Here is a 25349-nt window from a genome sequence, read left to right on the forward strand (position 1 = left end):
AACGTTGATCCGGAACACCAACCACTTCACCCAGCCAACGTCAGCACCCCGTCCGGATACCTGGCGCACAGGAAATCCACGAAGGCCTTGACCTTCGGGCTCGCGAGGCGGCGCGAGGTGTGCAGCACCCACAGGTCGACCTCCTTGCCGCGGACCGCGCCCCACTGGATGAGTTCACCGCGCGTCAGCTGGCTCCAGACGATGGACTGAGGCAGCATCGCGACCCCCGCGCCGGCGAGCGTGGCGTCCCGCACCATCAGCATGGACGACAGCCGCAGTACCGCGCGCGGCGCGAGCTTGAGCGTGCCGCCGTCGAGTTCCCACACGTCGCCTTCCCGCGAGGTGCTCACGATCGCGGGCACCTCCACGGCGGTCTCGTTCGACGCCGCCTGGCGTGAGCCCGCCTTGCCGGAGGCCGGCATCGCGAACGCCGGTGCGGCGACGACCACCAGCCGGTCCTTCGCGAAGCAGCGGCCCACCAGGGTGGTCGCCATGCGCGGATTCGGCCGGATCGCCACGTCGAAGCGCTCGTCGACCAGATCCACCACGCGGTCCTCCGCGACGACGTCCACGGTCACCCCGGGATGGAGCGCGCGGAAATCGGCGCACAGGCGCCCCATCGCGAGTTGCGAGAACAGCAGCGGCGCGGCGACGCGCAACTGACCGCGCACCTGGTCCGCACCCTCGCGCGTGGACGCGAAGGCGTCGACCACCTCGTTCATCGGACCCTCGGTCCGGCTGAGCAGCAGCTGACCCGCCTCCGTCAGTTCGAGTCCCTTGGCGCTGCGCTCGATGAGGCGCACGCCGAGCTGCTCCTCCAGATCGGCGACACGCCGCGACAGGGTCGCCTTCGATCGGCGGCCGGCGCGGCTCGCGCGACCGAAGCCGCCATGCGTCGCCACCAGGTTGAAGTCCGCGAGTGCGTTCAGGTCCATGTGTTCCAACAATGAGACAGGCGGTATCGATTTTGGCGTCTGTGTTTATTGAATGCAACGGCCTATCGTTCATCCATCGCAACCCTTGATGGAAGGAACTGAACCATGACCACCGTGCAAGCCCTGACCCTGAATGCCTACGGCGGCACCGATGCCGTCACGATGTCCGCGATCGCCGCCCCCGCGGCCCAGGCCGGACAAGTGCTGGTGCGCGTGCGCGCCGCGGGCCTCAATGCCCTGGACTGGAAAGTCCGCGAAGGCTACGTCCGCGACGCCTTCCCGATCGCCTTGCCCGCGGTGCTCGGCATCGAACTGGCGGGTGTCGTGGAGGCTGTCGGACCGGGCGTGTCGCGCTTCCAGGTCGGCGACCGTGTGATGGGGCCGCTCGGCGGCTTGGGCGCCTACGCCGAACGGGTGGCCGTGGACGAGGTCAACCTGGCCTCCACCCCCGAAGCGCTCGATGACCGGACCGCCGCCTCGGTGCCCGTCGCCGCGCTGGCCGCCTGGCAGAGCCTGCACTTCGCCGGCCCGGTCTGGCCGTCGCAGCGCGTGCTGATCCACGGCGCGGCCGGCGGTCTCGGCCGCTTCGCGGTCCAGTTCGCGAAGCGCGCCGGCGCCCATGTCATCGCGACTGCCTCGGGCGACGACTTGGAAGCGATCCGCGCACTCGGCGCCGACCAGGTCATCGACTACCGGACGCAGCGCTTCGAATCCGAGGTGCGCGACATCGATCTGGTGCTGGACTACGTCGGCGGCGAGGTGCTCGACCGCAGCTGGCAGGTCCTGTCCCGCCACGGCGTCGTGGTCGGCACCTCGTCGCCGGAGATCCTCGCCAGCACGCCGTCCGGACTGCGCGGTCTGTGGTTCGTGATGAAGCCCGACGGCGCGCTGCTGGAGCACCTTGCGAAGCAGGTCGCGCGAGGCGAGCTCCAGGCGGGTGTCGGCGAGGTCGTTCCCTTCGCCCAACTGCCCGCCGCCATCGAGCGTCATCGACTCGGCGAGATCCGCGGCAAGGCCGTCGTCGATGTCACGGCCTGAGCCCGGCGCGGTGCCGATTCCCTTGTCGTTCTTCTCCCCCTTCGTTCCCTTCATTCCCTCCACTCCCAACCCGTCCAGGAGATTTCCATGAGCATCCTCGTCACCGGTGCCACCGGCACCATCGGTTCTCTCGTTGTCCAAGGCCTGGCGCGCCAGGGCGCGTCCGTGAAGGCGCTGGTCCGCAAGGCGGGCAAGGCGCAGTTGCCCGCCGGCGTCGCCGAGGTCGTGGCAGACCTGTCGGACATCCCGTCGATGCGCCACGCGCTGTCGGGCGTGCGCACCCTGTTCCTGCTCAACGCGGTCACGCCGGACGAAGTCACGCAAGCGCTCCAGACCCTGAGCCTGGCGCGCGAAGCCGGCATCGAGCGCATCGTCTACCTGTCCGTGATCCACGCGGACCAGTTCACCGACGTGCCGCACTTCACCGGAAAACACACCGTGGAGCGGATGATCGACACGCTGGCCCTGCCCGTGACCGTGCTGCGCCCGGCGTACTTCATGCAGAACGACCAGCAGGTGCAATCGGTGATCGAGGGGTACGGCGTCTACCCCATGCCCATCGGCGGCGCGGGCGTGGCGATGATCGACACGCGCGATCTGGCGGACGTGGCCGTCGCGGAACTGCTGCGCCGGGACGCCGCGCCCGGACCGCTGCCGCGCGAGGTGGTCGATGTCGTGGGGCCCGACGCGCTGTCGGGCGCGTCGGCGGCCGAGACCTGGGGCCGCGTGCTCCAGCGGGAGATCCGCTACGGCGGCGACGACCTGGCCGCGTTCGAGGCCCAGCTGGCGACCGCGATGCCGTCCTGGATGGCCTACGACATGCGCCTGATGATGGCCCGCATCCAGCAGCACGGCATGACGCCGGCGGCAGGCACAGCGCAGCGCCTGGAGGCCTTGCTCGGTCGACCGCTGCGGCGCTATGAGGACCTGGTCAGGGAACTCGTCAAGGAGCCGGTCAGCGCGGCGCGCTGAGCACGGCGGCGCACGGAAGACCGGTTCGTCAGAACCGGATCTTCCCCACCCAGATGTCCTTGTACATGACCCAATCGCCCATGAAGCTGTACAGCGGGCGCTTGAACGAGGCGGGCTTGTTCTTCTCGAAGCCGAAGTGCCCGATCCACGCGAACGCGTAGCCGCACAGCAGGCCGACGAGCAGGAAGCTCCAGGTCTGCGTCGCCAGCGCGTAGGCCAGGCACAGCAGCCCCAGCGTCGAGCCGACGAAGTGCAGCCGCCGGCAGGTGCGGTTGCGGTGCTCGCCGAGGTAGAACGGATAGAACTCGGCGAAGCTGTGCATCGACTTCACGCGGTCGACGCCCGCCTCCGGGTCCTCGGGTGCGTGGGGCAGGGGGCTGGTGCTCATGAGGGTCTCCTGGCGCGGCCCTCGCGGGACCGCCTGCTTGGCTGAGGGATCACCGCAAGGCGCTCAGCCGAGCGCCGCCTTCAGTGCATTCAACATCCCCTCCGGTGCCTCGGTCATCAGTGAATGCCCGGCCGTCAGGGTCTGCACGCGGGCGCCCAGCATCTCGACCAGCTGCTTCGCGGCCTTGGGCGGCGTCATCGCGTCCTTCGCGCCGAGGATCATTTCAGTCCGGATGCCCGCCGCGGTCACGGTCGCGGCGGCCTCCGGCGCGCCCTGGTAGCGATCGCAGACCAGGAAGTCGTGCTCGAAGAGGTTGCCGTGTTCGACGTAGCCGTCCTGCATGCGCGCCATCAGCGCCAGGTTGCCGCCGTGCATCCACGCGCCCGGACCCGGGTACGACGGCTTGCCGGCCGTCGTCGAATGCGAGAACGCATTGACCATGGACATCGCCGCCCGCGGCCGTTCGCGCGCGGTGCTCAGCAGCGCGTCCGACACCTTCATCGGCCAGGCGGTGCCGACCATCACCAGCCGCGCGACGCGTGCGGGACGCCGCGCCGCGGCCTCGAGCGCGATCAGCGAGCCCATCGAATGCCCGACCAGGGACACCCCGCCTCCCGCGCTTCCCGCGCCCTGCGCGGTAATGCCCGCGGCGTCGATCAGATCGTTGAGCCAATCGCCGAGCGCCGCCACGTCATCGAGCGCGGGGCCTTCGCTGCGCCCATGCCCCGGCAGGTCGACCGCCAGCACGCCGTGCCCGTGATGGGCGAAGTGGCGCGCCAGCAGCGTCCACACGCTGTGGTCGTGCAGGGCGCCGTGGACGAAGACGACGCAGGGCAGGGACGCGTCGAAACGCTTGCCGCCGGTGTACGCATAGGCCGCGCGGCCTCGGATGCTGAGCTGCTTGGCACTCATTTGGACGCCACCTTCAACGCGGACTTCAGATCGGCGATCAGATCGTCGGGGTCCTCCAGACCGATCGACAGACGGATGGTCCCCGCGCGGATGCCGGACGCCGCCAGCGCGGCGTCGTCCATCCGGAAGTGCGTCGTCGACGCCGGATGGATCACCAGCGAGCGCGCATCGCCCACGTTGGCCAGGTGCGAGAACAGCCGCAGCGATTCGATGAAGCGCCGGCCCGGTTCGCGACCGCCCTTCAGGTCGAAGCTGAACACCGCGCCGCTGCCCTTGGGCAGCAGCCGCTGCGCCAGCGCATGGTCGCGATGCGAGGCCAGCCCCGGATAGTTCACGCGCTCGACGATGTCCTGCGACTCGAGGAATTCGGCGACCTTCTGCGCGTTGCTGACGTGGCGCTGCATCCGCAGCGGCAGTGTCTCGATGCCCTGGAGGATCAGCCACGCGGTGTGCGGACTCATGCAGGCGCCGAAGTCGCGCAGGCCCTCGCGCCGCGCGCGCAACAGGAAGGCGCCCACCGTGCTTTCCTCCGAGAAGACCATGCCGTGGAAGCCGTCGTACGGCTCGCACAGTTCGGCGAAACGGCGACGGTCGCCGCTGGCGGCGTGCGCGCGGTCCCAGTCGAAACGTCCGCCGTCGACCAGCAATCCGCCCACGACGGTCCCGTGACCGCACAGGAACTTGGTGGCCGAGTGGGAGACGAGATCCGCCCCCAGCGCGATCGGCTGCTGCAGGTAGGGCGTGGCGAAGGTCGCGTCGACCAGCAGCGGCCGATGCGCCTCGTGGGCGATCGCTGCGATGGCCGGGATGTCGAGCACGTCCAGACCGGGGTTGCCCAGGCTCTCGCCCAGCAGCAGCTTCGTCTGCGGCCGGATCGCCGCGCGCCAGGCGTCGAGATCGCCGGGGCGCACGAAGGTGGTCTCGATGCCGAACCGCTTGAGCGTGTAGTGCAGCAGGTTGTGCGAGCCGCCGTACAACGCGCTCGACGCCACGATGTGATCGCCGGCCGCGGCGATCGTCGCGATCGCGAGGTGCAGCGCCGCCTGGCCGCTGGCCGTGGCCAGGCCGCCGACACCGCCGTCCAGCGCGGCGATGCGTTCTTCCAGCACCGCGGTCGTCGGGTTCGACAGGCGCGAGTAGACGTGTCCGCTGCGCTCCATGTTGAACAGGCCCGCGGCCTGCTCGGCGCTCTCGAACACGAACGAGGTCGTCAGATGCAGCGGCACGGCGCGCGCGCCGGTGGTGGGATCGGGCGCGGCCCCGGCGTGTAGCGCCAAGGTATCAAAGCCCGGATCGGATGGACCTGACATGGGTGTCTCCTGCTTGTTATGGTGTCCAGTCGTGTCTGGCGCCGGGCATTGTGTGCTATGTTGCCAGCCAAGCTTTTTCTCATGCGGCCATGAAAGTCTCCGACATCCTGCGCGTCAAGGGCAGCACGCTCTTCACCGTCTCTCCCGATACCCCGCTGGCCCAGGCCGCCGAGACCATGGCCGAGCGCGACATCGGGTCGCTGGTGGTGATGGAGTTCGGCGACCTGGTGGGCATGCTCACCTTCCGCGAGGTCATCCAGGCCGTGGTCGGCAACGGCGGCAGCGTGGGGACCCGGCTGGTGCGCAGCGTCATGGACGACGCGCCGCTGACCTGCACGCCTGAAACCGAGATCGACGAAGTCCGCCGCATGATGCTCGGCCGTCACGCGCGCTACATGCCGGTGCTCAACGGCCGGCAGCTGATGGGCGTGATCTCGTTCTACGACGTCGCCAAGACGGTGGTCGACGCGCAGGACTTCGAGAACCGCATGCTCAAGGCCTACATCCGCGACTGGCCCGCCGAGGACGGCGCGAACGCCGCCTGATGACGGCCTGATCGCCCCGACAAGAAAAAGCGCCCCGGTCTCCCGGGGCGCTCTTCATTGCAGGATCGATGGCCCTGGCCTGGAGGCAAGGGCCGGGGTTTTTACATCCAGGCCACGCCGTAATAGTCGTAGACCTTGCGGCCGTATTCATCGGAGTACTCGGGACGGTCGGTCTGCGCATAGCGCGGCGCCTTCTCGAGCTGGTCCTCGCGCAGCGGCACGACATAGCCGTCCAGGCTGGTGTCGTACTTCAGCATGTTCCAGGGGATCGGATACCGGTCGGTGCCGATGCCCATGAACCCGCCGAACTCGAGCGCCGCGTAGCGGACCAGGCCCGAGCGCTTGTCGATGACGAGGTTGTCGATCGAGCCGAGCTTGTCGCCGTTGCCGTTGTAGACCTTGGTGCCTTCGACGCGGTCGGAAGCGATGGTGGTGCTTGCCATGAGGATCTCCTGGTGGGTTGGGATAGGAGGTTCCAGGCAATCGCCGTGCCGCCGTGGACATCTTCCGCACACGTCTTTCGCACACCTCTTCCGCACACCTCTTCGGCACGTCGACGCCGAGCGGGAATTTCCCTTGCCTCGACAAAGAATCCCTTCACCGCCAGTCGCCCCGCCGCGTTGTTCGCGGCCGCCTCGCATGCCCAAGCTGCCCCACGCCGTCCAGGAAGCCTTCGACATCGTCAGCGAGGCCGCGCAAAGCTGGAGCGACGACAACGCGCCCAGCATGGGCGCGGCGCTGGCCTACTACACGCTGTTCTCGATCGCGCCGCTGCTGCTGATCGTCATCAGCGTGGCAGGACTGGTGTTCGGCGAGCAGGCCGCGCGCGGCGAGGTCATGGAGCAGCTCTCCGGCCTGCTCGGCACCGACGGCGCCGTGGCGGTCGAGGAGCTGCTCAAGCGCGTCAACCGGCCGGAGGAGGGCGGCTGGGCCGCCGCGATCGGCACGATCGTGCTGCTGGTGGGCGCGACCTCGGTGTTCGCCGAACTGCAGAACTCGCTCAACCGGATCTGGAAGGCGCCGGCGGCGCGCAGCGCGCCGGTCTGGCAGGGCCTGGTGACCTTGCTGCGCAAGCGGCTGCTGTCGCTGGGCCTCATCCTCGGCCTGGGTTTCCTGTCGATGATCTCGATGGTGGCCAGCGCCGCGCTCGCCGCGATCAGCAAGTGGTGGACGCCCTGGCTGGGCACCGAGTTCGTCCTGCTCGCCCAGATCCTGAACGGCACGCTGGCCTATGCGCTGATCACCGTGATGTTCGCCGTCATCTACAAGTGGGTGCCCGACGTTCCCGTGCGCTGGCGCGACGTCTGGATCGGCGCCCTCATCACCTCGGCGCTGTTCAGCCTGGGCAAGAGCTTGATCGGCCTGTACATCGGCCGCAGCGGCGTGAGCTCCGCCTACGGTGCCGCGGCCTCGCTGGTCGTGATGATGCTGTGGGTCTACTACTCGACCCAGGTGTTCCTGATGGGCGCGGAACTCAGTTGGGCCTTCGCCAAGCGCCACAGCCTGCGGGAGCAGGCCGTCGCGACCGTCGCGCGGACGCTGGAGCCGCGCTGACACGCCCGGAGACGCCCGTGAGACGCCCGTGAGACGCTAGCGGACGATCACCCGGCAACCCGCACCGGTCCTCGTTCTTCGTCCGGCATGTCGCTTGCCAGGAAAGCGCCATGATTGCGACGTCCCTCGAGCAGCGCGCCCCTGCGCCCAGCCTTCCCGAGCTGGGCGTGGCAAGCGCGCCCGTGCGCGACGGACCGCTGCCGGTCGACGCGCACGCGCTGGCCGAGGAACGCCATCGCCGCTGGTGCAACGTGCGTCGCGTGCTGTTGATCCGGCTGGACGGCGTCGCGGGCGTGCTGGCGTCGACGGCATCGTTCGCGGCGGTGCACGAGACGATGCCGTGGACGCAGCTCACCCTGCTGGCGGCGCCCGAGGCGCTGGCGCTCCGGCCGCACCTGCAGGCGGTGGACGACGTCATGACCTTCAACGCGCCGTGGACCGCCGGCGGCGCCGCCGCGCTGAACGCCGAGCCGCCGAGCATGCGTGGCGACGCCGAGATGCACCTGGTGCGCAAGCTGCGTCGCAGCCACTTCGACGCCGCGGTGCTGTTCACGTCCGCCGCCCAGAGCGCGCTGCCGGCCGCCCTGCTGTGCCGGATGGCGGGCATTCCGCTGACGCTGGCGCATGTGCGCGAGCCGGCGCATGGCCTGCTCAGCGATGAACTGCTGGTCGCCGATGAGCAGTCCGGCGACGGCCAGGACGACACGCGCCGCCAACTGGCGCTCGTGGCGCATGTCGGCATGCACACCGCCGACGAACGACCGCGCCTGCGGCTGCTGCCCAAGGACAGCCACCAGATGCGGAACGTCTTGCAGCAAGCCGGCTTGCGCTTCGGTCAGCGCTACGTGCTGGTCTGTCCGGGCGGCGGCGCCAGGCGCCACTGCCCGCCCGCGGTCTTCGCAGCAGCGGCGGACGTGCTGCTCGACGCCTGGGCCGACGACACCGCCGTGGTGCTGTGCGCGGTGCCCGGCGAGGAGGCCGCGCTGGCCGAACTGCGCGCGGCCATGCCGTCGCGGGGACAGGTCTTGCCGCCGGTCGCGTCGATCGGCGAGCTGGCGGCCCTGGCCGCCGGCGCCCGCGTGGTCGTGGCCACGGACGATCTGCCGCTGACCATCGCGGCCGCCTCCCGCGTTCCGGCGGTGCTGCCCGGCGATGCGCTGCGCCGGGAGATGACCCTCGATTGAGCCTCCGGAACCCGCGAGGCCGATGGCGTCGACTAGGGCGAGGATTGCCCGAAGTACCAGTCTGCGATGTCCCTCGGACCGGTGCGAAATCGTCACCGAACGTTCGAGCGGGCATGGTGCTTGCCTCTCTCGCGAGCCGCGCGTGAACGTTCGGCAGACGCGCAGGCCGGACGGATGTCCGGTCGCGCTCCCGTTCCCATCACAGGAGGTATTTCATGCACCTGCACAAGCTCGCCTGGGCGATGCCGCTGTTGCTGGCCGCCAGCGCGGCCTACGCGGAGAGCTCCGGCAGTTTCCTGGAGGGTGCCAAGCTCGCGGCGCTGGTCCGTCCGGAGGCCGCGGCCCCGGCGAACGGCCCTGTCCACCACACTCCCGCCGGCGTCCGGTCTGTCCCGCAGGGCCAGACGCCGTCGGCGACCGCCTCTCCGCCGACGAGTCCGTCCTCCGTCATCGACACGGACATCGAGCCCTCCGGGGCGTCGTTCGAGATCCGCAACTTCTTCACCCTGGTCGTCGCACTGGCCTTGGTGGGATGGGTCCAGCGCCGCCGCCGGGATGCGTGATTCCGACGTCCTTCCGGCGTCCTTCCGACGTCCACTCCGGCGGTTCCGCGGACCGCCTCCCGGCACCGGCGTGGTCCTCGGACTGCGGCCGGTGTCCTTTTGTGGCGCGTGTTGTTCGCATGTCGTCTGCCAGCGGGCGTGCATCGACCAGCGATCACCGGAATATTTTTCAAATCGAATCGCCAAGGGGCTGGCAAGCGGTCCGCTTGCTGCAAGAATGAGTTAACCGAGATCAGCGGCCCTAGTTCACGAAGCGCTGACTCAAAGAAGTGAACCCCTCCCACAACGAAGGATGACCCGGTGACCCATGCGTTGATCGTGGACGACGATATCGATTCCGTCGCCACCTTGCAGGAACTGATTGCGAGCGAAAAATTCACCGTGTCGGTGGCCCATACCCTGCGCGATGCCCGCCGGCACATCGCGCTGCAGCAGCCCGACGTGGTGCTGCTGGATCTGCAACTCCCCGACGGCAACGGCATGGAGCTGTTCCAGGACCCGCAACTGGTGGCCAACTCCGAGGTGGTGCTGATCACCGGCCACGCGAGCCTGGACACCTCGATCCAGGCCTTGCGGCTGGGCGCTGCGGACTACCTGGTCAAGCCGATCAACATCAAGCAGCTGCAGGGTGTCCTGTCGCGCGTGATGAAGCCCGCGGCGCTGCAGGCCGAGGTCACCGAGCTCAACGCCAACCTCGCCAACAGCGGCCACTTCGGTCTGCTGTGGGGCAGGACCCAGCCGATGCAGCGGATCTACGACCAGATCTCGCGCGTGGCGGGGACGAGCGTGTCGGTGTTCATCAACGGCGAGAGCGGCACCGGCAAGGAGCTGGTGGCGCAGACCGTCCATGACCTGAGCCGTCGCCGCAAGAAGTCCTTCCTGGCGGTCAACTGCGGCGCGATTTCGCCCAACCTGATCGAGAGCGAGATCTTCGGCCACGAGAAGGGGGCCTTCACCGGCGCCGACAAGCAGCACGAAGGCTTCTTCGAACGGGCCAGCGGCGGGACCTTGTTCCTCGACGAGCTGACCGAGATGCCGATGGAGCTGCAGGTCAAGCTGCTGCGCGTGCTCGAGACCGGCCGCTTCATGCGCGTGGGCTCGACGACGACGCTGGACGCCGACGTGCGCGTGATCGCCGCCTCCAACCGCCCGCTGCTGCAGGCGGTGCAGGCCGGCAAGCTGCGCGAGGACCTGCTGTACCGCCTCAACGTGTTCCCGATCGAGATGCCGCCGCTGCGCGACCGCCTCGACGACGTGCCGCTGCTGGCCGACCACTTCCTGCGCCAGATCGCGGCCAAGGAAGGCAAGAACAAGCGCTTCACCGCAAAGGCGTTGGCGCAACTCCAGACCTACCACTGGCCCGGCAACGTGCGAGAGCTGCGCAACGCGGTCCAGCGCGCTTACGTGATGGCGGCAGCGGACGTGGTGGACGAGCAGTGGCTGCCGAAGGGCGAGGGCGCCGTGCCGCAGTCGACGGCGGCGGCTCCGGTCGCCGGCCTGGGTGTCGGGCAGGGTGGTGGCCAGGGCGTTGGGTCGGGCATCGGCGTTCCGGCGCCGGCGCCTGCGTCAGCGCCGTTCGCGGCATCGGCGGAGTCCTCGGGACCGTCGATCACGATGCCGCTCGGGAGCTCGATGGCGCAGGTGGAGAAGGCCTTCATCCTGGCCACGCTCCAGCACTACAAGCACCACAAGGAACAGACGGCCGCCGTGCTCGGCATCAGCCTGAAGACGCTCTACAACCGCTTGAAGGAATACGCGGCGGAAGACACGGCAGCAGCTGACAAGGCCGAGCAGTAACGGCCTCTTCGCTGCCACGGCCGTTCGCCCTCACCCCCGCCCTCTCCCGCAAGCGGGAGAGGGAGTCCGACCGACTCCGCTCGCAGCGCTGGCTCCTCTTTCTCCCTCTCCCGCTTGCGGGAGAGGGCAGGGGTGAGGGCCAGCGGCGTTGGCATGCGGCCTGCCTTGTGAAAGGCAGGAGGACTGGTATGCCACTGCGTTGGGTATCCGATTGCGAACCCGGGCTGCGCCGCAAGCGCGCCGCCAAGGGTTTCCGTTACGTCGATGGCGACGGGCGTCCCGTGCGGGACGCCTCGACGCTGCAGCGCATCCGCGCGCTGGCGATTCCGCCGGCCTACGAAGACGTCTGGATCTGCGCCCGCGACGACGGCCACATCCAGGCGACCGCCCGCGACGCGCGCGGACGCAAGCAATACCGCTATCACGCCGACTGGATGGCCCTGCGCGGCGAGAACAAGTTCGGCCTGCTGCTGGACTTCGGCCAACGCCTGCCACGCCTGCGTCGCCAGGTGCAGCGCCGTCTGCAACCCGACGGCGCCGCCGGCAACGTCGACCGTGAACGCGTCATCGCGGCGCTGGTGCGTCTGCTCGACCGCACCTGGATGCGCATCGGCCACCGCGAATACGCGCGCAGCAACGGCTCCTACGGCCTCAGCACCCTGCTGTGCCGCCATGTGAAGGTCCGGGGCGACGCGCTGCTGCTGAGCTTCCCCGGCAAGAGCGGCGTGCGCCATCAGCTCGCCGTGCGTGACGACCGCGTCGCGGCGCTGGTGCGCCGCTGCCGCGATCTGCGCGGCCAGGAACTCTTCGGCTATGAGGACGATGCCGGCGAACCGCACCGCATCGACGCCTCCGACGTCAACGACTGGCTGGCCACCGCCGGCGGACCGACCTGCAGCGCCAAGGTGTTCCGCACCTGGCATGCGAGCGTGCTCGCGCTCGATCTGCTGTCGGACCATGCCCGCGCCGGCACCGCGCCGGCCGAGGCGTTGAAGCAGACGGTGAAGGACGTCGCCGCGCGACTCGGCAACACCGTGGCGGTCTGCCGCAAGTCCTACATCCACCCGGCGGTGCTCGCATGGGGCCAGTCCGACCAGCTGGCGTCCTTGCCGACGCAGCGATGGATGGCCGCGCCGCCGACGGTTTCCGGATTGAGCACCGCGGAGCGGCGCCTCATGGGACTGCTGCGGACGCAGCCCCGCGTGGAGGTCGCTACGCCGGCGCCTGCGCCTGTGCCTGCACCGGCACCGACGAAGACATCGCGGTCGAGGACAGGCGGCTCATCGGCTCGTCGAGCGGCGCGTCCATCGCAGTCGACGCCGACATCGACGTCGAAGTCTCCGCCGCCGCCTCGCGGAGCAGGTGCGCGGCCAGCGACGGCCAGTCGCTGAAGACGCCGGCGGGCTCGCGCAGCGGCGAGCGCCGCCAGGCCGTTTCCGCGCCGGTGTCGAGCAGCAGCCCCGTCGCGCCGGCGCGGTGGCCCGCCTCGACGTCGTCGAGCAGGTCGCCCACCATCCACGAGCGGCGCAGGTCGAGGCCATGCGCGCGCGCCGCGCGCGTCAGCATGCCGGGCGCGGGCTTGCGACACAGGCAGGCCGGACGTCCTTGCGCGTCGGGCGCGTGCGGGCAGACCGCCACGTCGGTCAAGGCCACGCCGAACTCGTCCTTCAGACGCGCCAGCAGCGCCGCTTGCAGCCGCGCGAACTGGACGCGCGTGAACGCGCCGCGCGCGATGCCGCTTTCGTTGGTGACCAGGACCAGGGCGAGTCCCGCGGTGCTCAGCCGCGCGAGCGCCTCGCCCGCGCCGGGCATCAGCCGCACGCGGGACGGATCATGGATGGCCGCGTCGTCCGGCTCCACCAGCGTGCCATCCTTGTCGAGGAAGACCGCCGGACGCAGCGACCCCGGCGACGGCCGGTCGGGCCGCTCCCGGGAGAAGTCGAGGTCGTGGAGGGAGAGGGTGGTGAGCGGCGCGTCGAGCCAGGCAGTCACAGGGGCAGCCTCCGCGACGCGCTCAGCGCACCCAACCGTAGTCGGTCTGGCGCGGCGCCAGCGACTGTTTGTGCCGCGCCATCAGGCCCGACTCCCGTCTCGCGCCGTCGGCGGCCGGATCGATCATGACGCCGGTCTGAAGCCCGCCGCTCGGCAGGTCGGCCGCGTCGGCGGGCCGCGCGCCGCGCGGGGGCGGCAGCAGCTCGGCCAGGCGGGCCAGCGTCTTGCGCACGTCCAGCGGCTTCGCCCACAGCTCGAGGAAACCGCAACCCAGCGCGTCGAAATCGGAATCGGCCGTCACCGCGATCGCCGGCACCTGTGCCCAGCCGCGCCGCATGCGCAGCAGCTTCAGCAGGTCGGAGCCATGGCAGTCGGGCAGGTGCAGGTCGATCAGCAGCAGCGACGGCTGCAACTGCGCGCTGAGCCGCCAGGCGGGCATGCCGGCCTCGGCGACGTGCAGCCGCAGGTCACGGCGCTGCTCGAACATCGCCTCCATCACGATGACGTTGAGCGGGCTGTCTTCGACGTACAGCACCGACGTGAAACCGTCGTTCATCGTTCGCTCCTTCCCTGTTCGAATTCAGTTGGTCGCGAGACATGGCAATCGCCGTGCCTGAAGTGCTCCCCAACCTTGGGGATTCCACTTGCTGGCACGGGATCATTCGGCCTGTCCGGTGTAACCGGTCGGTGGCCCGCACGTCAATCTCGGCGACACCTTGGTGGGTGTTCTTTTCCGGTCGGTTCGCGTGTGGGAAAGGCGGCGCGCGCGATAGGTATGAGGCTTGCCTTGCCGGGAAGACTTGCTTCCCACTTCAAGGAGCTCCCCATGGCCACAAGCATCCGACCGGGCGCCCCGGACCACGCCACCGACAATCCCGGCAATGACCATGCCGATGACCGCCCCAGCAGTTTCGGCGTGCACAAGCCGGTGGATCATCTGGTGATCAGCTTCCCCGGTGCGCCTGAGGCGGGGCAGGCCCGTGCGGCGCTGAGTGCGCACGGCATCGCCGAGGCGGACCTCCACGCCATCGGCGACCGCGAGATGATCGAACTGGTCGAGCGCGACCTGAAGCGCGCCAGTCCGCTGGCGGCGATCGGGCAGGAGATCAACCTGCTGCGCAGCCACGGCGAACTGGCCGAACGCGGCTTCCATTTCCTCGTCGTCAAGGCCAAGGATGACGCGCAGGCGCGAGAGATCGCCGAGATCGCCCGCCGCAACCACGCCGAGCGCGCCCAGTACTACGGTCACTTCATCATCGAGGAGATGCTGGAACCTGAAGGCGGCCGGCCGCAGGTGGCCGAGTCGCCGCACCGCGGGCTCGACACCCATCCGAAGCCGCCGCTGCCGCGCTGAAGGGACGCACGCGGCCCCGCGAGCGTCGATCGTCGGCGTGCACCTTGCCTTCGGGGCACGCCGCTTGCCATCTCGTCACCACCGATCCATGTCCCTGCTGCCACTGTGCACGCCGAAAGGAAACTTCCCATGAGCACCACGCCCAACAACGAGAAGAGCGACAAGACCGTGCCGTTCACGACGGCCGAAGATGCCGCCAAGCTGGCCAACGGCACCAGCGCGTCCGGCACGCCGTCGAGCACCGCGGCCGCCGATCTGGTGAACCGTGTCGCCGACAAGGCGCACGCCACGATCGACCGCCTCGCGACCACTGCCGCGCCGAAGGCGCAGCAATTGCAGAAAAGCCTGGAGGACACGAACGAGCTGCTGCAGGACCGTGCCGAGCGGCTGCGCCTGACCGGCAACGAGTGGTGCGACACCCTGCGCTCGAACGTGCGCGAACATCCGCTGATGGCGGTCGGCACCGCGCTGGCGGTCGGCCTGCTGATCGCGCGTCTGACGCGCTGACCGCGGCGCGCCCATGAGCGACCTGCCGCACGCTTCGCCGTCCTTCCCGCCGCCGTTCCCACCGCCACCGCCGTCGCCCCCAGCGCCACCCCCACGATCCGGGCCCGCACCCGGATCGGCGGCGGACGCTCCGCCTCCGGGCGAGGGTCCACCGCACGGCACCAGCTGGCTGGGCGAGCTGCAGGGCATGGCGCGCGCGGCGCGCGGCATGCTCTCCGGGCGTCTGCTGCTGCTGGCGCTGGAACTTCAGCGCGCGAAACACGGCCTGGTCAGCCTCGTCATCCTGGGCGTGGTCGCGGCGATCGCCGGGGCCACGGCCTGGATCGCGCTGTGGGCCCTGCTGGTGGCGATCGCGGTCCATCTGGGCCTGAGCTGGCCCTGGGCCTTCGCCGGCGTGCTGGCGATCAACCTGCTGCTGCTGGTGTGGGTCGCCGCCGCGATGAAGGCGCTCACGCCGATGCTGGCGTTGCCGGCCTCCCGCCGCCAGTTCCACTGGCTGTTCAACGATCCGATGGATCCTGAGGAACCGAGCCCCGATGGCCGCCACCCCTGACCGCCCCGATCCCCGCCGCATCCCCGATGTCCCCGACCCCGGGGGCGCGGCCGAGTCGATCGAGGCGCTGACGCTGCGCATCGAGATGGCGGAGTTGCGCGTCGTGCGTCGCGACCTGGAATTCCAGTTGCACTGGGATGCCTTGCAGCAGCGCAGCAAGGCCGTGTTCGTCCCCGGCCGCTGGCTGCTGCCGGCGTTGGGCACCGGCGCGAGCTGGCTGTTCTGGCGCCTGGTGCGTGGCAAACGGCGGCGTCACGACCGGCATCGTGCCGATGCGTCGGCTCGGCAGGCGTTCCACGCGCCGCAGGAGTCGCGCGCCGATCACACCAGGCCGGCCGCCGATCGACCCGAAGTCGGCACGCTGCAGTTGCTGACGATGCTGTGGGGCTTCATGCCGGCGCGTCTGCGCGGGCAGGTCGGACCCGAGATCACGCAGTTGGTGCTGGGCGTGATCGCCGGCTTCATGCAAGGTCGCAAGAAGCAGCGGGCAGCGGGGCAAGAAGGACAGCGCGAAGAAGCCCGATAGTCGATGGGAAGGGCCCGCACGCGTGCGGGGCCGTTCCTCGCCGACCCATGAAAAAGGCGCACCCTCGGGTGCGCCTTGTCTTTGGCGTACGGCGCGGGCGGAGCCGCGCCGTGCCTGCCGTCAGACCTTCTCGGCGTTGCGCGCCTGGTCGCGCAGCAGCTTGATCTGGTCGTGGTTGCGCAGCGTGCCCGCCAGTTGGCGCTGGACGACCTCCAGCACGCCCGCGGGCAGGTCCTTCTGCGCGGCCTTGCGATAACGCGCGACGGCGGCGTCCTCACCGCGTTCGCATTCCTCGAGCATCGCCTTGTCGCTGTAGCCGGTCAGCGTGCCCTTCACGGCGACCCAGCCGCGGTGCATCGCGCCAGCGGCGCTGCCGTCGTCCTCGGGCGTGCCGCCGTGCTGGCGCACCAGTTGCTGCAGCTCCGAGGCGGCCTGGCGGCACTCCGCGGCGCGCTGGGCGAAGACCTCGCGCAGGCTGGTGCTCTTCACATGTTCGGCGGAGCTCAGGAATCCGAACTCGCCGTCCTTGCAGGTTTCGACGAGCGTGTTCAGTTCGTCGATGACGTCCTTGTTGTCCATGGCAGTCCTTTCCGATCGGGGGAGTGGTGATGCCATGAAACAGCAAGTCACGTACCCGTCGGCAAGCCCATCGCGCGCCGCAGCGCTTCCAGGATCTGCGACGGCGACGCGGGCTTGCGCAGCACGGTGAAGGAGGACTCCGCCGTCAGCGCCTCGCTGAAGCCGCTGATCAGCACGATGGGCAGCCCGGCCCGGCGCTTGCGCAGCTCGCGGGCCAGCGCCTGGCCGTCCATCGAGCCCGGCATCACCACGTCCGACAGCACGATGTCCACGGCCGCGCCGCTGCCGAAGAGCTGCAGCGCCTCGTCCGCGTCCTTGGCGCTGAGCACCTGGCAGGAGAAGCTGCGCAACAGGCCGGCGGTGACGCGGTTGAGTTCCTCGTTGTCCTCGACCAGCAGCACCCGCGTGCCCGCCAGGCTGTTGGTGAGACCGTCGTCGCGCGTGCGCTCGCGCTCGGTGCCGTCGACGCGCGCGCCGTCGGGCACGAGACGCGCGCTGGTCTGTGCAGGCAGCAGCAGCGTCACCGTCGTGCCCGCGCCGAGCTGGCTCGCGATGCGCGCGGTGCCGCCCGCCTGCACGCAGAAACCCAGCACCTGGCTCAGGCCCAGGCCGGTGCCCTTGCCGACGGGCTTGGTGGTGAAGAAGGGCTCGAAGACGCGCGCCAGCAGGTCGTCGGGGATGCCCGGGCCGCGGTCGGTCACGCTGATCGCGACGTACTCGCCCGGTGCGAGGTCCTGCACGTCGCCGGGAGAGGCGCGGCCGGCCTCCACGGTGATCTCGCCCATGCCGTTGGTCGCGTCGCGCGCATTGAGCGCGATGTTGATCAACGCGAGCTCCAGCTCCGACGGATCGACGCGCACGCTCGGCAGGTCCGGCGCCATCGTCATCGCGAGCTGCATGCGCTTGCCCAGCACGGTGACGAGCAGCTCCTTCATCTCGCCGAGCGTCGAGCCCAGGTCCACCACCTGCGGATGGACCGGCTGACGGCCCGCGACCCGCAGCAGATGCTGGGTGAGCCGGCTGCCGACGTCGACCGACCGCATGATCGCGCCCAGCGGCATGGCCAGCGATTCGGCGTGCGGGCTGCGCTGGATCAGGTGGGCGCTGTTGCTGATGACGCCCAGCAGGTTGTTGAAGTCGTGCGCGACGCCGCCGGTGAGCCGGCCCAGCGCGGCCGTGCGCTGCGAGCGCGAGCTGAGCTGCTCGGCCTCGCGCGTGCGGTCGATGGCCTCGTTCACCCGTTCCTCGAGCTCGTAGCGACCCTGATGGATCGCGGCGCTCGCATCCTCGAGCGCGAGCGCGACCTCGTCGCACTCGACCATGCCGGTCTTGCGCGCACGCACCGGCTCGCCGGCGCGCAGTTCGTTGGCGATCTCGTTGAGCGCGTGGATCGGTCCGGAGATGCGCCGGCTGATCCACAGCGCGCCGAACATGCCGACCAGCACCAGCAGCAGCGCGCCGATCGCGATCGGCTGCAGCGCGGCGCGCGCGCCGAAGCCGCTGAACCCGCCGGGGCCGCCGTCGCGCGGCACCGCGGTCACCACCGTCCAACCCTGCGGCGACTTGCTGAAGTAGCCGACGACCGGGCGCCCGTCCAGGTTGACCGAGTCGAATTGCGCCTCGTCGCGCGTGGCCATCAAGCGCTTGAGGTCGTCGGTGCCGGGACGTCCGGCATAGCTGATGCCGCCCGGGTGCCGCGCCACGACCGTGCCCCGGCCGTCCATGATCGTCGCCGTCCAGTCCGGCGGCAGGCGCTGCCCGTCGATGATCTGCTGCAGTTCCTGCGGCAGCACGGTGATGCTCATGTTCAGCCACACATGGCCGCCGCGCTCGATCGGCTGGATGATCTGCGCCCGCAACTGGCCGGTGGCGGGGTCGGGTGCGAGGTCGCCCATGACGGCCTGCTCGGCCAGCGGCACGCCTTCCCGGACCAGGACCGGGCGCGAGGCGGCGATGGTCGGCAGACCCGGCGGCGTTGTTGCGGCAGTGGCGGTGGCGGCAGCGGCGGTGCCGGTCGTCGCGCCAGGCGACGGCAGCGCGGAGAGTTGAGACGAGGGCGCCGCGGAGGCCGCCGCCGCAGGCGGCACCAGCGAGGTCTCCGGCACGCGGCCCGGGGCGAGCCGGGTGCTGAACAGCGTGCGATCCGGTGCGTTGAGCTCCACCCAGCCGGACAGGCCCTGCATCGCGCGACGCGACTGCAGTTCCAGCATCGCGAGGTCGTCCGGCGCGATCTGCGGCGATCCGTCCAGGATCTGCGACAAGGACAGCACCCGCGCGATGCCGGCGCGACGCGCCAGTTCCTTGTCCACGACCATGGACAGCGCACGCGTGCTGTCGCGCATGTGGCGCACGGTGGCATCGCGCTCGTCGCTCCAGGTCTGCCAGCTGACCCACAGCGCCGCGATGATGCCCGGCAACATCACGGACAGGACGAGCACGAGCAGGCGGGAACGGATCGGCAAGGGCATGGGCGAGGAGGCGGAGGAACGGTCGGACCACCACCGCGGCCAGAGGCCGACGGCACGGACAGGGACGCCGGAACGCGGGCGTCGCGGCGGCAGATTATGGGTGGTGCTGTTCAAGGGCGTTCGGACGTGCGCCCACGGGGGTGGCGCCGTCGGCAGGGGGCGGGAGAACATGCGAGGGAACGGGAGGGGGGACATGCGGTGCGATGGACGGCGGCCGGGGCGGCCGCAACAGCGTGCTCAGTGGCGTGCAGGGGCGGTCGCTGCCGCGCAGGTAGACGGCGACCGGGCGCATCTGGCGGTTGCGCTGGCTGATGCTGCGCAGGCAGATCAGCAGCGGCACCGCCAGCACCGCGCCGGCGACGCCCCAGAGCCAGCCCCAGAACATCACCGACAGCAGCACCGACAGCGGATTCATCGACAGCCGCTTGCCGATCACCATCGGGGTCACGAAGTTCGACTCGATGGCGTGGATGCAGAGGTAGGACAGCACCGGCGCGGCGAGCGCGGTGAAGCCCGCGTCGCCCAGCGAGGCCGCCAGCGACGCCGCCAGCAGCAGCCCGCACATGATCAGGGGACCGAGGTAGGGGATGAAGTTGAACAACGCGGCCAGCGCGCCCCAGAAGCCGGGGTTGGGGAGGTCCACGAACCACATCGTGCCCGACACCACCAGGCCGACGCCGATGTTGATCAGGCTGACGGAGCCGACGTAGCGCGAGATGTCCCGCTGCGCGGCGCGCAGGCCACCAAGCACCATGGCGCGCAGGCGCGGTCGATGCGGCAGCAGCTCGATGCAGCGCGACAGCACCCAGTGCTCGGACGCGAGCAGGAAGTACAGCAGGATGGTGGTCGCGGCGGTGGACACCAGGAATTTCAGGCCGATGCCCAGCGCCTGGGCGGTCAGCGCCACGCCCTCGCTGGCGATGCGCTCGCGCACGGGATCGACGGGCGGCGTGGGAGCCGCGGCGCGACCCGAGGTCCGGCGCTCCACCGGCGGGCCGAAACCCGGAATCGCCGCGCGCCACCGGTCCACCTGACTCAAGGCCTGCGACACCGCCACCGGCGCACGCTGCCACCACTGCGCCAGCGGATCCACCAGCAGCGCCGCACTCAGCACCGTGCAGCCGACCACCGTCGTCACCAGCATGGCCGCGCTCACCGACTCGGGGATGCCGTGATGGCGCATCGTCCGCACCGCCGGCGCCAGCACGAAAGTCAGGATCAGCGCGACCAGCACCGGCAGCACGATGGCGCTGGCTTCCTTCAACAGGAAGACCAGCGCAATCAAGAGCAGGCCTCGCGTCGCCCAGCGGCGCATCGTGGTCGGGGGCAGGGCGGAGGGGCGCAAGATGGTAAGGATGACGAGAGAGGGGATCGGGCAGGCTCCTGAAGCAAGGGCTGGGCCAGCGGGGAGCGGTACCACCAGGGTCACGGGGGAGAGGTACGGCGAGTTACGGCGGTGGGTGGGCGGCGGGAGCTCGACTTCGCTCCGCCAAGCGCGGGCGCTCCACGAGGCAGGGGGCATCGCGTCCGCGAACCCCCAGCCTCATTCCGGCCCCAGTGGCAGTCGGGGACTTCCGGTGAGCGGGCATGCGGGGGCCGGCGCCCGGTAAAAGGTGCCGAAAGCCTTGCGGGGCGGAGGGGCCGTAGCGCGGTCCGAGATCGTCGGGCGGCGAGCCGCGGTGTCCGTGCGGCGTCAGTCGGTTCGCCGCGGGACGATGGGCCCATCGCCCGGCAGGCCCCGTGCCTACAGGGATTGCGGGATTTGGGCGGGCACGCCGAATGGCGCGCGCTCCGCGATATGAAAACGCCGCGGCAAGGTGGCATGGTCCTTGCGCTGATGGCTCCATCAGGCCGGTTCGCCGGCACTGCCTACAACCCGTTCCCGTCCTCGCCGATGGGGACCCTCCGGAATCCGGTTGCAGGCAGCCTCACCCTTTACCGGACAGGAGTCTCACAAGTGGGAGCAATGGAACTCAGGCACGAGCACCGGCAGACGCAGACGCTGTCGCCTCGCCTCCAGCACGCCGTGCGGCTGCTGCAGATGTCCTCGCTGGACTTCACCACCATGGTCACCGACATGCTGGGGCGCAACCCCTTCCTGGAAGTGACCGAGTCGTCGGACGATTCGTCGCCGCTGGAATCGGAGATGCCGGTCGCGCCGTCGCCGGTGATGTCGGACGCGCCGGAACCCTTCCCGGACGACCGCGAGATCTGGCGCGCCGAGAGTTCCGGCTCGATGCGCCGCGCGGAAGACGGCGAACTGAGCGCGCTGGAGATGACCGCCGCGCAGACCTGCCTGCGCGAACACCTGCGCAGCCAGCTCAACGTGTTGCGGCTGTCGCCGCGCGACCTGGTGCTGGCGACGATCGTGGCCGAGTCGGTCGACGACGACGGCTACCTGCGCAGCTCGCTGGAGGAGCTGGCGGTGGTCGCGCAGATGCAGCCGCCGGTGGGCCTCGACGAGATGCAGATCGCGCTCAAGCGCGTGCAGGCGCTGGATCCGCTGGGCGTGGGCGCGCGCAGCGTGGCCGAATGCCTGCTGCTGCAACTGCCCAAGATCGAGGACACGCGCAGCCGCCTGCTGGCCGAGCGCATCATCTCGCAGCACTTGAACCTGCTGGCCTCGCGCGACATCCCGTCGCTGGCGCAGCTGCTGGACGTGAGCGTGGCGGAAGCCGAGTCCGTGTGCCTGAAGCTGCGCCGCTTCGACCCGCGGCCGGGCTGGCGCTACGAGACGACGCAGGCCGCCTACATCGTGCCGGACGTGCTGACGACCAAGGTGCGCGGCCAATGGCGCGTGCAGCTGAATCCGGCGGTGATCCCGAAGGTGCGGATGAACCAGGTGTACGCGGAACTGTTCCAGCGCCACCGGCAGCAAGGCCATGCGGAAATGGCCAACCACCTGCAGGAGGCGCGCTGGACGATGCGCAACATCGAGCAGCGCTTCTCGACCATCCTGGACGTGGCCAACGCGATCGTGAAGCGGCAGCGCCACTTCCTCGAGTTCGGCGCCATGGCGATGAAGCCGCTGGGCCTCAAGGAGATCGCCGACGAGGTCGGCATCCATGAATCGACGGTCTCGCGCGTGACCAACAACAAGTACCTCGCGACGCCGAGCGGCGTGTATGAGCTGAAGTACTTCTTCTCGCGGGCGATCGTGAGCAGCAACGGCAGCGCGTGCTCGGGCACGGCGATCCGCGGACTGATCAAGGACATCATCGAGGCCGAGCGCGCGGAGAACCCGTTGTCCGACGCCGAGATCACCCGTCAGCTCGCCCGGCAGGGCCTGGTGGTGGCTCGCCGCACGGTGACCAAGTACCGCCAGATGCTGCGCATCGACGCCGTCGAACGGCGCAGACAGCACAGCTGACGACCCGCTTTCCCGAGGCGCGATGGAGACAAGGACGAGGCCCCATGAGGCCTCGTTTTCATTGGCGGGGGTTCATTGGCCCGGGTTCATTCGCGCGGGTTCGTTCGCGCGGTCGCAGGGAAGGATCGCCTCGCCGTCGAAGGCGATCAGTGGTCGGACGAGCGCTTCGTCGGACTGGACGACTTCGTGTCGTCCTTGACCATCCGGTCACGCTGTTCGGCGTCCAGCCCCGGCGTCGATCGCAAGTCGGTATCGACCTGACCCTGCTTCAGGTCCTCATGGGCCTGGCCGATGACCTCGCGTTGATTCTCTCCGGCCGCGCCGGACCCCATGCCGCCGGTCGAATCGCCGCCGACGCTCTGGTCGCGCTCATGCGGCAGTTGCGCATCGTCGTTGTGGGTGGGTGCGGCGTCGGGTTCGACCTGTCCCGGCGCGACGGGCGCCTTGTCGAGCACGGGGCGCGAGCCCGCAGTCTGCGCGGGCCGGTCGGTCTTGTGGGCGGGGGTGCTGGCCATGGCGAGCTCCTGGTTCATTGAGATCCCCGGTTCAGGCAATCGGCCCACCCGCGCGGGTCGTGGCGCTGGCCGGCCGACATCACCGCACCAAACGTCTTGCGGCGCCACTGACATCCTCCTTGTTCACCTGACATCCCGCCATGCTGACCCTACCCACCTCCTTGATCGCGCCGTCGAACAATCCGTTGGATGACCTGTTCGCCGCGAAGGAAGACCACGGCTCCGGACACCGCGAAGGTCCGGAGGACGTCGCCTTCGAGGCCTGCCAGAACGGCAGACTCCCGCCCGGCGGTCTGGCCCACCTCGTTTGCGAGGGCGCGGCGCGACACGAGCGCCGGGCCGCTCTGAGTGACGGCCTGGAAGAGGTGCTGTCCCATTTCACCAGGCAGAAGCAGCACCGGGCAGGCATGGCGGCGCACATCTGCCTTCGCGCCAGTGAGCTGGGTCCGGAGCTTCGACAGGATCCGTGGCGGGACGCGAGCCACGCCCGGCCGCTGCTGAAGGCAGCAGCCACCTTGTCGCGGTGTCTCGACGCGCAGGCCCCGTGGCGACTGATCCAACTCCAATTGCAGGAAGACAGCCCGCAATACCGGCACGAGGCGCTCCGCCGACGCCTCGCGCGCATCGAGGAGATGTCGGCCGTCATTGATCGCGAGCTGGCCGATCCCGGCATCGATCCCGCCCATCCGGGACCGCTGAGTTCGGAGGTGCTGGAGGCGCTGACGCGCCGGACGGAGGCGGTGGCGGAGCGGATGGGGGCGCTCCTCGCCGCAGCGCGCAACCTGTTGTCGCTGGCGGACCTGCGCGGTCAGCGCGTCGCACCGCTTCTGACTGCGCTGTCGGACTACGAAGACATCGTTGCCAAGGCGAGCCAGCGCGCGACGTGCGACGGGGCCTCCAACGCGATCGCCATGCGGATCGCCGGATACGACGGCCTCGGACCCGAGGTCCTGCGAATGCCAGGCCAGATGTCCGTCTTGCGCGACGCACTGCTGGGCAGGGACTGGCGGGAGTGAGGGGCGCGGCGCCGGAACGGCGCTTGCCCGCCCGGCGCCATGCAGACCTGGAAATCCCGTTTCGCGATCCTTGATACCGACCTCATGCTCTGGGGTCAGCTGTTGCTCGGCGCCTTGGTGATCATCGCCGGCGCGCTGCTCGTGCATGCGATCCTGCGGCCGATCGCCGTGCGCCTCACGCGTTTCTCGCCGCTGCTGAGCTCGGTCGTGCAGCGCTGCGACAACCCGGCCCGGTGGGCCTTGCCCACGATCGGACTGCTGATCGCCGCGCAGGGCGTGCCGGACACGATGCCGGGCATCAACGGCGTGCAGCATCTGCTGGGCGTGCTGTCCATCGTCGCGCTGGCCGCCGTCGCGGCCGGCGCGATCACCGGCGTGGCGAACGGTGTGGCGCTGATGAATCCCGCGGACGTCGAGGACAACCTCGCCGCGCGCCGCATCCAGACGCAGACCAAGGTGCTGGCCCGCGTCGCGAAGGGCGCGGTGATGCTGACCGCGCTGGCCTTCATCCTGATGACCTTCCCGCGCGCCAAGCAAGTCGGCGCCAGCCTGCTGGCCTCGGCGGGCATCGCCGGCCTGGTGTTCGGCCTGGCGGCGAAATCCGTGTTCGGCAACCTGCTCGCCGGCCTGCAGATCGCCATGGCGCAACCGATCCGGCTCGACGACGTGCTCATCATCCAGGGCGAATGGGGCCGGGTGGAGGAGATCACCTCGACCTACGTGGTCCTCAAGATCTGGGACGAACGTCGACTCGTCATCCCGCTCCAATGGTTCATCGAGAACCCGTTCCAGAACTGGACGCGCACCAGCTCCAGCATCCTGGGCACGGTGATGCTGTGGGTCGACTTCACGCTGCCGGTCAACGAGCTGCGCGAGAAGGCCACCATCATGTGCAAGGGCTCGGCCCACTGGGACGGACGGGTCTGCGGCGTCCAGGTCGTGGAGACCACCGAACGCACCATGCAGATCCGCGTGCTCGTGAGCGCGAAAGACTCGGGCAAGGCCTTCGACCTGCGCTGCGAACTGCGCGAAGGCCTCATCGCCTGGCTGCAGAAGACGCACCCGCAGTCGCTGCCTCGCGTGCGGGCGCTCGTGGAAGACATCCCCGCACCCGCAGCGCCGGTGCTCAAACCCTCGCTGCCACCATCGCCTGCCCCTTGAAGGACCACGTAGGAGCGAGCCCGGTAGGACTCGCTCTCCCGCTTGCGGGAGAGCAACCGTGTCAAGCGCCCTCGGCACTTCTCCAGGGTTGGCCGGTTTTGAAGATGGCG

Annotated in this window: 25 protein-coding genes and 1 pseudogene; 15 read left to right on the forward strand and 11 right to left on the reverse strand. The window is 69.8% G+C overall.

Annotated elements, in window-relative coordinates; all coding sequences use genetic code 11:
- Window positions 1-26: 26 nt before the first annotated feature.
- A complete protein-coding gene (locus AC07O8_RS23265; RefSeq protein WP_495050307.1) occupies window positions 27-935 on the reverse strand; it encodes a LysR family transcriptional regulator in 909 nt (302 codons plus the stop codon).
- A gap of 105 nt (window positions 936-1040) precedes the next feature.
- On the opposite strand from AC07O8_RS23265, the gene AC07O8_RS23270 reads away from it, so the two are divergent.
- A complete protein-coding gene (locus AC07O8_RS23270) occupies window positions 1041-1973 on the forward strand; it encodes an NADP-dependent oxidoreductase (protein WP_495050308.1) in 933 nt (310 codons plus the stop codon).
- Window positions 1974-2060: 87 nt separating this feature from the next.
- Entirely contained in the window at window positions 2061-2945 is an 885-nt protein-coding gene (locus tag AC07O8_RS23275; RefSeq protein ID WP_495050309.1) for an SDR family oxidoreductase, read from the forward strand.
- Between the two features lie 28 nt (window positions 2946-2973).
- On the opposite strand, the gene AC07O8_RS23280 is transcribed toward AC07O8_RS23275, so the two are convergent.
- The 3 genes from AC07O8_RS23280 to AC07O8_RS23290 all read right to left on the reverse strand — a co-directional run bounded on the left by AC07O8_RS23280 (window position 2974) and on the right by AC07O8_RS23290 (window position 5555).
- Window positions 2974-3333, reverse strand: a complete 360-nt coding sequence (locus AC07O8_RS23280; protein WP_495050310.1) for an Mpo1-like protein — start codon at window positions 3331-3333, stop codon at window positions 2974-2976.
- Between the two features lie 63 nt (window positions 3334-3396).
- Window positions 3397-4245, reverse strand: coding sequence for an alpha/beta fold hydrolase (locus AC07O8_RS23285; RefSeq protein ID WP_495050311.1), 849 nt, complete (start codon window positions 4243-4245; stop codon window positions 3397-3399).
- The gene (locus AC07O8_RS23290) at window positions 4242-5555 is read right to left on the reverse strand and encodes an O-acetylhomoserine aminocarboxypropyltransferase (protein WP_495050312.1); all 1314 of its coding nucleotides are present in this window, start codon (window positions 5553-5555) and stop codon (window positions 4242-4244) included. Before AC07O8_RS23290 ends, AC07O8_RS23285 begins: the two co-directional genes overlap by 4 nt.
- Before the next feature lie 89 nt (window positions 5556-5644).
- Between AC07O8_RS23290 and AC07O8_RS23295 the strand changes: the two genes are divergently transcribed.
- Window positions 5645-6100 (forward strand): CBS domain-containing protein, encoded by a 456-nt coding sequence (locus AC07O8_RS23295; RefSeq protein WP_088404153.1) that lies wholly within the window; start codon window positions 5645-5647, stop codon window positions 6098-6100.
- A 101-nt stretch (window positions 6101-6201) separates the two neighbouring features.
- Here the strand turns inward: AC07O8_RS23295 and AC07O8_RS23300 are convergent, their stop codons facing one another.
- Window positions 6202-6543, reverse strand: a complete 342-nt coding sequence (locus AC07O8_RS23300) for a PRC-barrel domain-containing protein (RefSeq protein WP_088404154.1) — start codon at window positions 6541-6543, stop codon at window positions 6202-6204.
- Window positions 6544-6739: 196 nt separating this feature from the next.
- Here AC07O8_RS23300 and AC07O8_RS23305 point away from each other — a divergent pair, with 196 nt between their 5' ends.
- The 5 genes and pseudogenes from AC07O8_RS23305 to AC07O8_RS23325 form a co-directional block, all read left to right on the forward strand.
- Window positions 6740-7654, forward strand: coding sequence for a YihY/virulence factor BrkB family protein (locus tag AC07O8_RS23305; RefSeq protein ID WP_495050313.1), 915 nt, complete (start codon window positions 6740-6742; stop codon window positions 7652-7654).
- A 110-nt stretch (window positions 7655-7764) separates the two neighbouring features.
- Window positions 7765-8838, forward strand: coding sequence for a glycosyltransferase family 9 protein (locus tag AC07O8_RS23310; RefSeq protein WP_495050314.1), 1074 nt, complete (start codon window positions 7765-7767; stop codon window positions 8836-8838).
- A 215-nt stretch (window positions 8839-9053) separates the two neighbouring features.
- Complete coding sequence (locus tag AC07O8_RS23315; RefSeq protein ID WP_495050315.1) at window positions 9054-9401, forward strand: hypothetical protein; 348 nt, start codon at window positions 9054-9056, stop codon at window positions 9399-9401.
- A 300-nt stretch (window positions 9402-9701) separates the two neighbouring features.
- A complete protein-coding gene (locus AC07O8_RS23320) occupies window positions 9702-11198 on the forward strand; it encodes a sigma-54-dependent transcriptional regulator (protein ID WP_495050316.1) in 1497 nt (498 codons plus the stop codon).
- Window positions 11199-11386: 188 nt separating this feature from the next.
- A pseudogene (locus AC07O8_RS23325) lies at window positions 11387-12253 on the forward strand (DNA topoisomerase IB); the annotation flags it as partial.
- Window positions 12254-12410: 157 nt separating this feature from the next.
- On the opposite strand, the gene AC07O8_RS23330 reads toward AC07O8_RS23325, so the two are convergent.
- Window positions 12411-13190: a D-glycero-alpha-D-manno-heptose-1,7-bisphosphate 7-phosphatase gene (locus AC07O8_RS23330; protein WP_495050317.1), complete on the reverse strand. Its 780-nt coding sequence runs from the start codon at window positions 13188-13190 to the stop codon at window positions 12411-12413.
- A gap of 22 nt (window positions 13191-13212) precedes the next feature.
- On the reverse strand, window positions 13213-13746 hold the full coding sequence (locus tag AC07O8_RS23335; RefSeq protein ID WP_495050318.1) for a response regulator: 534 nt from the start codon (window positions 13744-13746) through the stop codon (window positions 13213-13215).
- A 270-nt stretch (window positions 13747-14016) separates the two neighbouring features.
- Between AC07O8_RS23335 and AC07O8_RS23340 the strand changes: the two genes are divergently transcribed.
- The 4 genes from AC07O8_RS23340 to AC07O8_RS23355 all read left to right on the forward strand — a co-directional run bounded on the left by AC07O8_RS23340 (window position 14017) and on the right by AC07O8_RS23355 (window position 16130).
- Window positions 14017-14544: a hypothetical protein gene (locus AC07O8_RS23340; RefSeq protein ID WP_495050319.1), complete on the forward strand. Its 528-nt coding sequence runs from the start codon at window positions 14017-14019 to the stop codon at window positions 14542-14544.
- 129 nt (window positions 14545-14673) lie between these two features.
- Window positions 14674-15051 (forward strand): ElaB/YgaM/YqjD family protein, encoded by a 378-nt coding sequence (locus tag AC07O8_RS23345; RefSeq protein ID WP_495050320.1) that lies wholly within the window; start codon window positions 14674-14676, stop codon window positions 15049-15051.
- A gap of 13 nt (window positions 15052-15064) precedes the next feature.
- Window positions 15065-15604 carry a hypothetical protein gene (locus AC07O8_RS23350; protein ID WP_495050321.1) on the forward strand — a complete coding sequence of 180 codons (540 nt, stop codon included), beginning with the start codon at window positions 15065-15067 and terminating at the stop codon, window positions 15602-15604.
- Complete coding sequence (locus tag AC07O8_RS23355; RefSeq protein ID WP_495050322.1) at window positions 15588-16130, forward strand: hypothetical protein; 543 nt, start codon at window positions 15588-15590, stop codon at window positions 16128-16130. The genes AC07O8_RS23350 and AC07O8_RS23355 overlap by 17 nt, the downstream gene beginning before the upstream one ends.
- A gap of 120 nt (window positions 16131-16250) precedes the next feature.
- Here AC07O8_RS23355 and AC07O8_RS23360 read toward each other — a convergent pair whose 3' ends face one another.
- From AC07O8_RS23360 to AC07O8_RS23370, 3 genes are all read right to left on the reverse strand, one after another.
- Window positions 16251-16709: a ferritin-like domain-containing protein gene (locus tag AC07O8_RS23360; protein WP_495050323.1), complete on the reverse strand. Its 459-nt coding sequence runs from the start codon at window positions 16707-16709 to the stop codon at window positions 16251-16253.
- 47 nt (window positions 16710-16756) lie between these two features.
- Window positions 16757-19177, reverse strand: coding sequence for an ATP-binding protein (locus AC07O8_RS23365; protein ID WP_495050324.1), 2421 nt, complete (start codon window positions 19175-19177; stop codon window positions 16757-16759).
- A gap of 94 nt (window positions 19178-19271) precedes the next feature.
- A complete protein-coding gene (locus tag AC07O8_RS23370; RefSeq protein ID WP_495050325.1) occupies window positions 19272-20522 on the reverse strand; it encodes an AI-2E family transporter in 1251 nt (416 codons plus the stop codon).
- Between the two features lie 621 nt (window positions 20523-21143).
- Between AC07O8_RS23370 and rpoN the strand changes: the two genes are divergently transcribed.
- Window positions 21144-22547: an RNA polymerase factor sigma-54 gene (gene rpoN / locus AC07O8_RS23375; RefSeq protein WP_495050326.1), complete on the forward strand. Its 1404-nt coding sequence runs from the start codon at window positions 21144-21146 to the stop codon at window positions 22545-22547.
- Between the two features lie 146 nt (window positions 22548-22693).
- Here rpoN and AC07O8_RS23380 read toward each other — a convergent pair whose 3' ends face one another.
- Window positions 22694-23062, reverse strand: a complete 369-nt coding sequence (locus AC07O8_RS23380; RefSeq protein ID WP_495050327.1) for a hypothetical protein — start codon at window positions 23060-23062, stop codon at window positions 22694-22696.
- Between the two features lie 140 nt (window positions 23063-23202).
- Between AC07O8_RS23380 and AC07O8_RS23385 the strand changes: the two genes are divergently transcribed.
- Together AC07O8_RS23385 and AC07O8_RS23390 are read left to right on the forward strand one after the other, a co-directional pair.
- Window positions 23203-24078: a hypothetical protein gene (locus AC07O8_RS23385; RefSeq protein WP_495050328.1), complete on the forward strand. Its 876-nt coding sequence runs from the start codon at window positions 23203-23205 to the stop codon at window positions 24076-24078.
- A 39-nt stretch (window positions 24079-24117) separates the two neighbouring features.
- Window positions 24118-25239 carry a mechanosensitive ion channel family protein gene (locus AC07O8_RS23390; protein ID WP_495050329.1) on the forward strand — a complete coding sequence of 374 codons (1122 nt, stop codon included), beginning with the start codon at window positions 24118-24120 and terminating at the stop codon, window positions 25237-25239.
- The last annotated feature ends 110 nt before the right edge of the window (window positions 25240-25349 follow it).

This window comes from Roseateles sp. GW821-FHT09G09 (assembly GCF_059415965.1).